We start from the raw sequence: 12,114 nt of genomic DNA on the forward strand, positions 1-12,114 counted from the left end.
AATTATTGCGCTGGCGCCACCCGTACCACCAACTTGCCGAAGTTGCGGCCTTCGAGCAGGCCGATGAACGCATCAGGCGCATTCTCCAGGCCATCGACCACGTCTTCGCGGAACTTCACCTTGCCATCGCGCACCCACGACGCCATCGCGCTGATGAATTCCGGCTGGCGATCACCGTAATCGTCGAACACGATGAAACCCTGGATCCGTACGCGCTTGGTCAGCAACGTGCGCTGCAACAGCGGCAGGCGATCCGGGCCGCTCGGTGCTTCGCTGGCGTTGTAGGACGCAATCAGGCCACAGAGCGGAATCCGCGCCTTGGGGTTGAGCAACGGCACCACAGCGTCGAACACCTTGCCACCGACGTTCTCGTAATAGATATCGATGCCCTTGGGGCACGCCTGCGCCAGCTCGTCGACGAAGTCCGGGCTCTTGTGGTCGACGCAGGCATCGAAGCCCAGTTCTTCAACCACATAGCGGCATTTTTCCGCCCCACCGGCCACGCCGACCACGCGCAGGCCCTTGATCTTCGCCACTTGCCCAACCACCGAACCGACTGCGCCGGATGCCGCCGCGACCACCAGGGTCTCGCCTTCCTTTGGCTGGCCGATGTCCATCAAGCCCATGTAGGCGGTCATGCCCGGCATGCCGAGTACACCCAGGGCCATGGACGGGCTGGGCAGACCCGACGGTACCGGGATGATACTGCGACCGTCGTTGATGCTGTGGCTCTGCCACCCCGTGGCGCCCACCACCAGATCCCCTTCATGAAACTTGGGATGGCGCGAACGCTCGACCCGGCTGACCGCACCGCCGGTCATCACGTCGCCGATTTCCACCGGCGCGGCGTAGGACGGCGCATCACTCATGCGCCCACGCATGTAGGGATCCAGCGACAGGTAAAGGGTCTTGAGCAGCACCTGACCCTCTTCCAGATCGGGGAGCGCGACGCGCTCCATGCGGAAGTTTTCCGGTGTTGGCGCGCCGACCGGGCGCGAAGCCAGGACGATTCGTTGGTTGAGGGTCATGGGGTCGGACATGGCAGCGTCTCCTTTCGATGAATTCGGGGGTATAGGGAGCAGACCTTTGTGGCGGTATGGCGTTCGATGTTTATTCAGTTGGACCGAGGGGACTTTATCGCCAGCAGGCTGGCTCCCACAGGGATCACTTCGATCCTGTGGGAGCCAGCCTGCTGGCGATAGCGCCCGGGCAGACACCTCACTTCTTCCTGCCAGAAACAAAAATGCCAGGCGCTATGCCTGGCATTTTTTGTAACTCATCTGAGGCCTGAAGGCGAATCAGAATGGCAGTTTCATGCCCGGTGGCAGTTGCATGCCAGCGGTCATGCTGCCCATTTTGTCCTGGCTGTTGGCTTCGATCTTGCGCACGGCGTCGTTGACGGCCGCAGCGAACACCGCTTCCAGCATTTCCTTGTCATCTTCGCTCAGGCCTTCGACCAGGCTTGGGTCGATGGTCACGCGCTTGACGTCGTGACGACCGGTCATCACCACGGTGACCATGTCGCCACCGGCTTTACCGGTGACTTCGGCGTTGGCCAGCTCTTCCTGCATCTTGGCCATTTTTTCCTGCATCTGCTGTGCCTGCTTCATCAGGCCGGCCATGCCACCTTTCATCATGGGAATCACCTCAAAAGTACTTGGATTAAAACGGCGCCCCGCCCGTTCGGGCGAGCGCCTTCAGTTATTAGCCCTGACTGACCAGGGCCTCGACAGGTTCAATAGTATCGTTACGGATGACCGCACCGAACTGCTGCATCATTTGCTGGATGAACGGATCACCATGGATTGACTCCTCGGCCTCGCGCTGACGGTCGGCACGCCGACGGGACGCCGCCTGGGCCGGGGTTTCCTGCTCGGGCTTGATCAGCTCCATGGCTAGGGTCAGGGTGCGCCCGTGATACTGGTTCAACGCTTCGTTGAGGCGCCGCTGTTGCGTGGCGTTGAACAAGGCGCTGTGGGCCGGGTCCAGGTGCAGCAACCAATTGTCGCCATCGACGGCGATCAGCGTGCAGTTGGCGGCGATGCTGCCGGTCATGCCGGAGATCGGCAGGTTCGGGAACAGCTCCAGCCATTGCAGGGCCAGGCCGGTGGCCGGTGCTGCGGCAGGCTCCGGCTCGGGTTCTGCGGCCGGCTCGGCGGCGTGCTCGCTGGCCAACTCGTCGAGGTAGCTGTAGGCCGAGTCCATGTCTGGCTCGATGTAATCTTCGTCCAGCGGCGGCTCGTCATCCAGGTCCATGCCCGGCGTGGCAGCATCGACTTCGGCCACCGACGGCTCTGGAATGGGCGCGGCGGCCCACTCCGGCGCGTCCGGCACCACGCTGTCCGGCGTCGGCAGTGGCATCGGCGGCAACTCGGGCTGCTCGCTGGCGGTTTCCAGCACCGGCTCGACGGCTGGCTGCTGAACGACTTCCGGCTCGACCGGGTCATTCCACGGCAGGTCGACCACTTCTTCGACCACGACCGCCTCGACCACCGGCTCAGGCACCGGCTCAGGCGCTACAACGGGAGCAACCGGCGCAGGTGCCGCAGCCACGGCTGCAACGGGTACAGCGGTTACAGGCGCAACGACCGGCGTGGCAGCCACTGATTTGGCGGAATCAACCGTGGCCTGGCTGATCCCCACTGTCTTTAGCGGTTGCCTCGGCGCGTCCGCAGTATCGGCGGGGCGGAACGCCAGCATGCGCAACAGCACCATTTCAAAGCCGCCACGGGGGTCTGGCGCCAGCGGCAGGTCGCGGCGGCCGATCAAGCCCATCTGGTAATAGAACTGCACGTCTTCGGCCGGCAAGGCCTGGGCCAGGGCCAGCACCCGGTCGCGGTCGCCGTGACCGTTGTCGACGCCTTCAGGCAAGGCCTGGGCAATGGCGACACGGTGCAGCACATTGAGGATTTCCGAGAGCACGCCGTTCCAGTCCGGGCCCTGTTCAGCCAGGTGGCGGACCGCTTCGAGCAAGGCCTTGGCGTCGCCTTCGATCAACGCATGCAACACGTCATAGACCTGACCATGATCGAGGGTACCAAGCATCGCCCGCACGTCAGCGGCCATGACCTTGCCTTCACCGAAGGCGATCGCCTGGTCGGTGAGGCTCATGGCATCGCGCATCGAACCGTCGGCGGCACGACCGAGCAACCACAGCGCGTCGTCTTCGAACGGTACGTTCTCGACGCTCAGCACATGGCTCAAATGCTCGACGACCCGCTCCGGGGTCATGTTCTTCAGGGAGAACTGCAGGCAACGGGAAAGAATCGTTGCAGGAAGTTTCTGCGGGTCGGTGGTGGCCAGGATGAACTTGACGTAGGGCGGCGGCTCTTCGAGGGTTTTCAACAGCGCATTGAAGGAATGGCTGGAAAGCATGTGCACTTCGTCGATCAGGTAGACCTTGAAGCGCCCGCGGCTAGGGGCGTACTGCACGTTGTCGAGCAGCTCGCGGGTGTCCTCGACCTTGGTGCGGCTGGCGGCGTCGATCTCGATCAGGTCGACGAAGCGCCCTTCATCGATCTCGCGGCACACCGAACACTCGCCACAAGGCGTTGAAGTGATACCTGTTTCACAGTTCAGGCATTTGGCGATGATCCGCGCAATGGTGGTCTTGCCGACCCCGCGCGTACCGGTGAACAGGTACGCGTGGTGCAGCCGCTGGCTGTCCAAGGCATTGATCAGAGCCTTGAGCACATGGGTCTGGCCGACCATTTCGCGGAACGAGCGCGGACGCCATTTACGTGCAAGAACCTGATAACTCATCGAAAACCGTCGCAGCGAAGGAAGCAGAAGCGGCTAATGCTAGCGGAGCAAGGCACAAATTGCATCCGGTGCGCTCGTCTAATCTGGCTAAGCTGCTCTTTGGAAGGATTTATCGGAGCGTTTATGCGGCTGGGCTTGGGGGCACTGCTGTTGATCAGCCTGGACGGGGCGGCCGCTGACGCGCCGCTGCGCTTCGTGATACCTGACAGTTGGGCCATGCCGATGGTGCAGCTGGAACGTGGGCGGCCGACCCAGGGCATCCTGTATGACGTGATGCTCAGCCTCGCCACCCAGGTCGGCGTACCGGCGCAGTTTCACGTATTGCCCCGCGGTCGGGTGCAGAGCGCCATGGAGCATGGCGAGGTGGACATTCGCTGCTACGCCGCGCAGTCATGGACGCCGAACCAGTCCGGCGACTATATCTGGAGCATTCCGCTCTGGACGCAACCCGACTTGCTGATCAGCCAGTCCGGCGCTCCGACGTCAGTGAATCCGACTCACCTGGCCCATCAATCGATCGGCACGGTACTCGGCTACAGCTACCCGGCCCTGCAACCGCTGTTCGACGCCAACCGACTGCAGCGCGACGATGCACGCAACCAGGAACAAGTGCTGGAGAAGCTGCATGCCGGGCGCAACCGTTATGCGGTCAGCAACCAATGGACCCTGGACTGGTTCAACCAGCGATTGCTCCCCCAGCAGCAACTGCAAAGGGTGGCGCTGCTGCAGGAACAAAACGTCGGCTGCTATGTGCGCAATGATCCCAAGGTGCCGGTGCAGCGCATACTGCGCACCCTGCTGCGGATGAAGATGTCTGGGGAGATCGATGACATCATTCGGCTCTACATTGGCGGCAAGGCTGAAGCCAGGCCGTGACCGGTTGCCTGCGCCACCCGCCATTGCGCTGGCGCGACAAAACCGGCGACCCAGCCCGGCACATCGACGGCCGGCATCGGCTGCGCAATGAAATCCCCCTGGGCCACTTCGCAGCCAAGATGCAACAGCAGCTCACCGTGCTCGATACTTTCCACCCCCTCGGCGACCACCTGGCGACCAAATGCCCGGGCCAGGCCGATCACGGCCGTGGTCAAGGCCAGGTTATCACCGTCGTGAACAATGTCGCGCACAAAGGACTTGTCGATCTTGATGGTCTGGGTGCGCAGGCGCTTGAGGTAACTCAGGGATGAGTAGCCGGTGCCGAAATCCCCCAGGGAAAACTGCACCCCCAGCGCCTGGCAGGCCTGCAGGCACGCACTGACATGCTGGATGTTCTCGACTGCGACCGACTCGACGATCTCCAGGTCAAGGCGCTGCGGCGCGACCCGATCGTGCCGCGCCAACAGGTTTTGGAGCCGTTCCACGAAATCCGCCCGCTGAAAATGCCGCGCCGCAATATTGATGCTCACCGGCCAGTCATGCCCATCCTGTCGCCATAGATCCAACTGGGCCAACACCTGATCGACGACCCATTCACCGATATCGATGATCAGGTCTGTCTCTTCCACCTGGGGTAGAAATTCCCATGCGCGCACCAGGCCGTTTTGCGGATGCTCCCAGCGCAGCAATGCCTCGAAGCCGACGACCCGGCCACGGCGCATGTTGACCTTGGGCTGGAAATGCAGGCGCAGTTCGCCGTCCACCAGCGCCTGCCGTACCCGCTCGACCGTCTCGTGAGTCGCCTTGACCTCACGGTCGCGGGTCACGTCGAATATATGAAAGCGCTTGCGACCGCTCTGTTTGGCCACATACATGGCCTGGTCGGCATGCCGCAACAGGGTCCCGGCATCTTCGTTATCGTCAGGAAAGAGCGTGACGCCAATGCTGGCAAACACATGGATGTCCTTGCCATGCAGCGAAGACGGTACCGATATGGCTCCCAGCACCCGGTTCAGCGCCGCCCGCAGTTGCGGCAGATCGTGTACGTACCGCAACACCAGGACGAACTCGTCACCTGCCAGCCGCGCGACCACATCCTCGCCACGCACGATGTTGCGCAGGCGCTTGGCCACCTCCACCAGCAGCAGATCGCCCGTGGCATGTCCGTAGCCATCGTTGACCGCCTTGAAGCCGTCGAGATCGAGCATGCACACCGCCAGCGCAATGTTCTCCTGGCGGGAGAACTCCAGCGCCTGATCGAGCAGATCCGAGAGAAACGCACGATTGGGCAGCCCGGTGAGCACGTCATGGCCGACCCGCCATTGCAGGGAATGCAGGAGTTGCCGTTTTTCACTGATGTCGAACCGAATCGACAGATACCTCTCGACCCGCCCGGTGGCGCTATCGATCACCGGCACCATGGTGCTGTCGACCCAATACAGGCTGCCATCCTTGGCGCGATTGCAGATCTCGCCCTTCCAGATCTGACCCAGGGCGATGGTGCGCCACATCTCGACGAAAAATTCAGTGGCGTGCATACCGGAATTGAGCATGCGATGGTTTTGACCAAGCAATTCTTCACGGCTATAGCCGGACACTGCGCAAAACTGATCATTGACGTGGGTGATCCGGCCGCTCAGATCGGTCTCGGAAAAAATCGCGGCGGCATCCACCGCCCTGCGGTACTTCTCATCCATGAGTCAGGCTCGCTGTCGCTGGCGGTGGAACCCGTTCAAGGCAGCAACACCGATGCTGGTAATATTGTGCAAGAGCTCTCGCCGCCTTGCGTGAACGCGCACTAATGGCTTTTTCACATCGTTCCATAATCTGAAACAAGCGCATTCAATGTCGCATTCGCGCGGCAATTCTACGAAATACATCACATTTTGAAAAGCAAGGTGATGGATCATGCAGTTGTCTAATGCGAAAATCTATCGTTAAGTTCTTGATTCTAAATGGGAATTGAGCGATGCACATTTCAAGTTTGGGTCCAGCCATCCGGCGGTACCGCAAGGTCGCGGGGCTTACTCAGGCTGAACTAGGCGAAAAAACCGGTTTTGACCCCAAAACCATCAGCCGCTTCGAAACCGGCACCTATACCCCCAGCGTGGATGCACTGTTCATGTTTGCCAATGTGCTGGGGGTGAAGCTGAAAGCCTTTTTCGCCGACCTTGGCGATGAAGACGAACAGCGGGCGTATCTGTTCGATGTCATACATAAAGCCCCCCCAAAGGATCTGGGAAAGCTGATTGCAGCGGTTGACCAGGCCTTGTCCAAGCCTTAGAGCCAGAAAAGAACAAAGGAGACCGACGTGTCGCGCTCGACAGGTCGCCCTCCTTTTTCCATGTCGCAGGAAAATCACGGACGACAAAAAACCGCTATGGGCAGATGCCATGGCAGTACAGGAAAAATGGTTCGAGGCAGATAACGCGAGAGAGGGTCTCGCGGTTCGTTAAGGTGGTAACCCCACCAGCCACACCCCGGCACACAATGTCACCGCTGCGGCTGCTCCCTTCCAGGCCTGACCGGGTTCACGGCTGATCGTTGCGGGGGGACCGATGGGGTCACCATAACGACGCTCACCTGACGGCGAGCCGCGCCATTGTACCTATCTGAGACGAAGTTACAACCGTTCGAGCGGATTAAAAAAAATGAACTGGTTCAAGGACATGCAATACCCTTGAAAATCTCGTAGTGGGATCGAGATCCGACGCATGCCCCCCTGTAGGAGCTGGCTTGCCAGCGAAGGCGCCCTCAAGTTCGCCCAATCACTCACGACCGTACCCAATCTATTGTGGGAGCCGACCTGCCAGCGAAGGCAGCCTCAAGTTCGCCCAATCACTCACGACCGTACCCAATCTATTGTGGGAGCCGACCTGCCGGCGATGGTCGTTCAACGATAAAGCGTGTTAACTGGCTCACCCCGGCGCTCTTGCGTTTTTTGCTGGCAAGCCAGCACCTACACCTCCCAATCCGCCTTCGCAATCTGCAACCCATGCAACCCCTTGTACGCCGCACGCTCCGGCTGGCTCCACCCCTCGAGCAACGCATCATCCAGGCGATAGACCTCCACCCCCAGCGGCCGGCATACACTCAGCGGATCCTGCGCATCCGGCCCCCACATGGCCAGCGACAGATCGCCACCCGGACAGGTCGACAATGCACACAGCAAATCGATCTCGGCGAAAAACTCCAGGTAATCGCCCTTCTGCGCCGGGCAGGCCTTCATGAAGTACATGTCATCGTGGTTCAGCCCCGTGCACTGGAAGATGTTCAACACGTCATGCACGTCGAATTCAGTCAGGCCGTGGGGCAGTACCGCGCGGGTCAGGTTGGAATGACAGTGATGATGGAAGTCCTCGCCGGTGAGCATTTTGTTCACATAGGGATCACAGCGGGTACCCAGCAAGTCGTGCAGGCGGCCGCCATGTTCATCGATACCATAAGCGGCGAGGCTGTCATCGGTAATGGTCACCAGCGGCCGCAAAAAAGGCAGGTTCGACCAGAGCCTGTCGTGAGTGCTGACGTGCGCGCCCTGCAACTGCCGGGTCCGCGCCGCCCACAAGCGTTCGCGCGGATCGTTGGCGTTCCACACATTGAAGTCCCCCACTTGCGGCCCGACCGGCGTGGTGACACGAAACACATGCCCGGCCGGGACCGTCCAGGCACGACCGGTGCGAATCGGCACTTCGAACGACTCGATCAAGGTGCGCCCGTCCTTCGCGTCGCGAACCCGCTCGTAGAAGGCCTTGTCCACCTGCAAGGCCGAGCCTTTGCTGACTTGATAGGCCGCCGGATAGTCTTTGTACATGGCACAGATCCTCGATCAGTGATGAGAAGCAGGGGCAAGTATTTGCAACAGTAGGTGTTCGGAGTCATCGAGATACAGGCTCATGGCATCTGCGGCCCCGCGCTTGTCACCCTCGGCGAGCAGCTCATGGATCTGCCGATCGCGAGCCAGCCAGGGCGCCTGAAAACGTGATTCATCGGGGGCGGTGCAGAACACCAGGCGCAACTGCGCGACCACGTTGGTGAAAAACTCATCGAATAACGGACTGCGCAACAGCCCGACGATATGTTGGTGAAAGGCCAGGCCATGGGTGCCGACGGCGCGCCAGTCCTCGCGGTCCCGGGCCAGCTCGGTAGCCTCCAGGGCTTGGAGCATGCGATCGGACTGAGACTCGCACAGGGGCCGGCTTGAACCGATTGCCTGCAATTCGAGCGTACGACGAACCTTGAACAGGTCCCGCACATCCTCGATCCCCAACCGGCGCACCATCACACCCTTGTTGCGCACATAGCGAGTCAGCCCCTCCTGCCCCAAGCGATGCAGGGCCTCGCGAATGGTATTGCGCGAAGCGTTGTAGGCTGCCACCAGATCGTTTTCCACCAAGGCCATGCCGGGCAGCAAGCGTCCACCAATGATGTCGGCGCGCAACTCCAGCGTGATGTGATCGGCCAATGACAGTCCGCTGCTCATACCCGTTACCTCGGATTGTTCAACAATCGACGAGGAAGAAATAATCACTATTCGTGCCATATTCCATTGGCGTTTCAATCAAGTTCGACGCATCTGCATGCTTTTTAGAAATAGAAGTACAGTCACCATCCAATTTTCATTGGTTAATATGGCGCATTGATGTGGAGATATCAGATGCGTTACTCGCAGGACCATAAAGCCCAGACCCACAAACGCATCATCAAGGAAGCTTCTGTACGCTTTCGCCGCGACGGCATCGGCGCGACCGGCCTGCAGCCCCTGATGAAAGCGCTGGGCTTGACCCACGGTGGCTTTTATTCACACTTCAAATCCAAGGACGAGCTGGTGGAAAAAGCGCTACAGGCTGCCGGGGATGAAGTGGACGTCCGGTGCGCCGAGCTGTTCGCCCAGGACCGGCCCTTGGAGGCGTTCATCAACGCCTACCTCTCTGAATGGCACCAGACCTCGCCCCACGAAGGCTGCCCGCTGCCGACCATGTCTTCGGAACTCGGCATGCGCGGCCAGCCGAGCCCCACTTCAGACGTGGTACTCCATGCACGATTACGCCAGATTGAAAGTACGCTGGAGGGCGAGAACACCGAGCACCGCAGCATCGTCATCATGTCCACGTTGATCGGCGCGCTGCTGCTTTCGCGCAGCGTCGAGAATCCCGAGCTGGCCGCCGAGATCCTCGAGGTGACTCGTAGCTATCTCAATCGATCCGGCACTAGCCAGCCCAGCGTTTGAACAGCACGCTGGCGTTGACCCCGCCAAAGCCGAAACCGTTGGACAACGCGTACTCGATCGCCATCGGCCGAGCCTGGCCATGGACAATATCCACGCCCTCGGAGGCCGGGTCCGGGTTATCGAAATTGAGGGTCGCCGGCACGATCTGATCGCGGATCGCCAGCAGCGTGAAAATGGCTTCGATGCCGCCGGCGGCACCGAGTAAATGCCCGGTGGCCGACTTAGTCGATGTCACCGCAATGCCGTTGTTCGAACCGAACAATGACTTGATGGCTGCCAACTCTCCCAAGTCGCCTACCGGCGTCGAGGTGGCATGTGCATTCAGATGCTGGACCTGCTCCGGCAAAATTCCCGCCTGTGCCAATGCCAGTGACATCGCCCGGCGTGCGCCACTGCCATCCTCAGGCCCCGCGGTCAGGTGATAGGCGTCAGCACTGGTGCCATAACCGACCACTTCTGCCAGGGGTTGAGCACCCCGGGCCAAGGCATGTTCCAGGGATTCGACTACCAGAAGGCCAGACCCCTCGCCCATGACAAAGCCATCGCGATCCCGATCGAACGGTCGCGAGGCGCGCTCCGGGGTGTCGTTGAACGCGCTGGACAAGGCACGCGCCGCCGCAAAGCCGGCCAGGCTGACCCGATCGATCGCCGCCTCCGCGCCGCCACACACCGCCACATCCGCTTCACCACAACGAATCAGCCGCACCGCATCGCCAATCGCCTGGACTCCGGCCGCACAAGCCGTGACCGGCGCCCCCAACGGACCCTTGAACCCATGCTGGATCGACACATGACCCGCCGCCAGATTCACCAGGAACGAAGGAATGGTAAACGGCGACAAACGTCGCGGCCCACGGCTGTCCGTGGTGCGCACCGCATCGGCAATCGCCCCGAAACCACCAACACCGGAACCGATAATGGTTGCCGTGCGTTCCTGGGCCTCGCCTGTTTGCGCCTGCCAACCCGCCTGTTCGATGGCCTGGCGCGCCGCCTCCATGGCAAACAGAATGAACCGGTCCATCTTCTTCTGTTCCTTGGGCGGTGTTGCCCGATCCGGGTCAAAACCCGCCTCCGGATCCTCCGCCAGGGTCGGCACGGCCCCACCGACACTGGTCGGCAGATCGGCCACCACCTCGCCAGGCAAAGTGCGCAACCCCGAACGTCCGGCCAACAACCGCGCCCAGACCGCTTCGACGCCGCTACCCAGCGGCGACACCAGCCCCATGCCTGTCACTACCACTCGACGATCACTCATACCACAACCACCTCATACCGGTTCGCCCGCGTCATTTGTAACGCGCGGCAGCCTTGCTTTTGGAAAGGTTAGGCGCCATGACGAGACGCGCCGCCACAAATGCATCCCAGTCGCCAGCATTCGGCAAGGACGGAATGGTGACCAACTCACCCTGATCCAGACCCGCCAGGGCTGCATCGACCATCTCGCCCGCCTCCATGACCATCTCCGCCGGAATCTGCGAAGCATCGATACCCGAACGCTCCCAGATCTCGGTACGCGTCACCCCTGGCAATACAGCCTGGACCTTGACGCCGGTGCCGTCGAGCTCTGCGTTCAACGACTGGGTCAGACTCAACACATAAGCCTTGCTCGCGCTGTATGTCGCATTGAAACGCTCAGGAAACAACGCCACCACCGATGCAATGTTGATGATCGTGCCCCGCCCCGCCTTGGCAAAACCCGCCGCCGCAGCCGACGCCAAACGCGTGACCGCCGTGATATTCAACTGAATCATGCGCTCCAGCTGGTCCAGATCAGCATTAGCCAACAACCCATCCGCCGCCACCCCCGCATTGTTCAGCAACAGGCTGATACTCGAATCACTGCGCAGACGCTGCTCAAGCTTCAGCACGTCATCCTTCTGCGTCAAATCCGCCTTTAACACCTCCACCTGAACACCATGGGCATCACGCAACGCATTCGCCGCCGCTTCAAGCCGCTCTTGATCACGGGCGACCAACAACAAATCAAAACCACGCGCCGCCAGGCGCTGCGCGTAGATAGCGCCGATACCGGAAGAGGCGCCGGTGACGAGGGCGGTGCCTTGGGACTGAAGGGAAGACATGAGGTTGCTCCTGGGAGATGCCAGAGGAATGGACAGGCGCCAAATCTCAGCGCGCCTGGGCGGAAAGCCTATTTATTATATGCATAATTTATTTGCAGTATGATAGCCGTAATTTTTTAAACGCTGACGAAAGGCAAAACCTTGCAGCAATCGCCAGAAAGCAAAAAG

At 60.8% G+C, this 12,114-nt stretch carries 11 protein-coding genes and 1 other RNA gene; 3 read left to right on the forward strand and 9 right to left on the reverse strand.

Translation table 11 applies throughout. The features are described 5' to 3' along the window. Window positions 1-2: 2 nt before the first annotated feature. The 3 genes from SOP95_RS23125 to dnaX form a co-directional block, all read right to left on the reverse strand. Entirely contained in the window at window positions 3-1,040 is a 1,038-nt protein-coding gene (locus SOP95_RS23125; RefSeq protein WP_323608442.1) for an NADP-dependent oxidoreductase, read from the reverse strand. Between the two features lie 258 nt (window positions 1,041-1,298). Next, window positions 1,299-1,637: a YbaB/EbfC family nucleoid-associated protein gene (locus tag SOP95_RS23130; protein WP_007933349.1), complete on the reverse strand. Its 339-nt coding sequence runs from the start codon at window positions 1,635-1,637 to the stop codon at window positions 1,299-1,301. 67 nt (window positions 1,638-1,704) lie between these two features. Next, the gene (gene dnaX, locus SOP95_RS23135) at window positions 1,705-3,762 is read right to left on the reverse strand and encodes a DNA polymerase III subunit gamma/tau (protein ID WP_323608443.1); all 2,058 of its coding nucleotides are present in this window, start codon (window positions 3,760-3,762) and stop codon (window positions 1,705-1,707) included. Between the two features lie 123 nt (window positions 3,763-3,885). Here dnaX and SOP95_RS23140 point away from each other — a divergent pair, with 123 nt between their 5' ends. Then, window positions 3,886-4,638 (forward strand): substrate-binding periplasmic protein, encoded by a 753-nt coding sequence (locus tag SOP95_RS23140; RefSeq protein ID WP_274077963.1) that lies wholly within the window; start codon window positions 3,886-3,888, stop codon window positions 4,636-4,638. On the opposite strand, the gene SOP95_RS23145 is transcribed toward SOP95_RS23140, so the two are convergent. Then, the gene (locus SOP95_RS23145) at window positions 4,605-6,335 is read right to left on the reverse strand and encodes a putative bifunctional diguanylate cyclase/phosphodiesterase (protein ID WP_323608444.1); all 1,731 of its coding nucleotides are present in this window, start codon (window positions 6,333-6,335) and stop codon (window positions 4,605-4,607) included. The two genes, SOP95_RS23140 and SOP95_RS23145, sit on opposite strands and share 34 nt — an antisense overlap. A 272-nt stretch (window positions 6,336-6,607) precedes the next feature. Between SOP95_RS23145 and SOP95_RS23150 the strand changes: the two genes are divergently transcribed. After that, complete coding sequence (locus SOP95_RS23150; protein WP_046819450.1) at window positions 6,608-6,922, forward strand: helix-turn-helix domain-containing protein; 315 nt, start codon at window positions 6,608-6,610, stop codon at window positions 6,920-6,922. Window positions 6,923-7,102: 180 nt separating this feature from the next. On the opposite strand, the gene ffs is transcribed toward SOP95_RS23150, so the two are convergent. The 3 genes from ffs to SOP95_RS23165 all read right to left on the reverse strand — a co-directional run bounded on the left by ffs (window position 7,103) and on the right by SOP95_RS23165 (window position 9,118). Beyond that, window positions 7,103-7,199: signal recognition particle sRNA small type (gene ffs / locus SOP95_RS23155), an RNA gene on the reverse strand. A gap of 398 nt (window positions 7,200-7,597) precedes the next feature. Next, window positions 7,598-8,449: an urea carboxylase-associated family protein gene (locus SOP95_RS23160; protein WP_274074973.1), complete on the reverse strand. Its 852-nt coding sequence runs from the start codon at window positions 8,447-8,449 to the stop codon at window positions 7,598-7,600. Between the two features lie 15 nt (window positions 8,450-8,464). Then, window positions 8,465-9,118 (reverse strand): GntR family transcriptional regulator, encoded by a 654-nt coding sequence (locus SOP95_RS23165; protein ID WP_323608446.1) that lies wholly within the window; start codon window positions 9,116-9,118, stop codon window positions 8,465-8,467. 174 nt (window positions 9,119-9,292) lie between these two features. On the opposite strand from SOP95_RS23165, the gene SOP95_RS23170 reads away from it, so the two are divergent. Continuing rightward, window positions 9,293-9,865 (forward strand): TetR/AcrR family transcriptional regulator, encoded by a 573-nt coding sequence (locus SOP95_RS23170; protein WP_323608447.1) that lies wholly within the window; start codon window positions 9,293-9,295, stop codon window positions 9,863-9,865. Here SOP95_RS23170 and fabF read toward each other — a convergent pair. Together fabF and SOP95_RS23180 are read right to left on the reverse strand one after the other, a co-directional pair. Next, window positions 9,846-11,120 carry a beta-ketoacyl-ACP synthase II gene (gene fabF / locus SOP95_RS23175; protein WP_323608448.1) on the reverse strand — a complete coding sequence of 425 codons (1,275 nt, stop codon included), beginning with the start codon at window positions 11,118-11,120 and terminating at the stop codon, window positions 9,846-9,848. The genes SOP95_RS23170 and fabF overlap by 20 nt on opposite strands. Before the next feature lie 31 nt (window positions 11,121-11,151). Beyond that, window positions 11,152-11,946: an SDR family NAD(P)-dependent oxidoreductase gene (locus SOP95_RS23180; RefSeq protein WP_274074969.1), complete on the reverse strand. Its 795-nt coding sequence runs from the start codon at window positions 11,944-11,946 to the stop codon at window positions 11,152-11,154. Window positions 11,947-12,114 lie beyond the last annotated feature (168 nt).

The sequence above is a fragment of the Pseudomonas sp. YuFO8 genome, assembly GCF_035065025.1.
Lineage (GTDB): Bacteria > Pseudomonadota > Gammaproteobacteria > Pseudomonadales > Pseudomonadaceae > Aquipseudomonas > Aquipseudomonas putida_AE.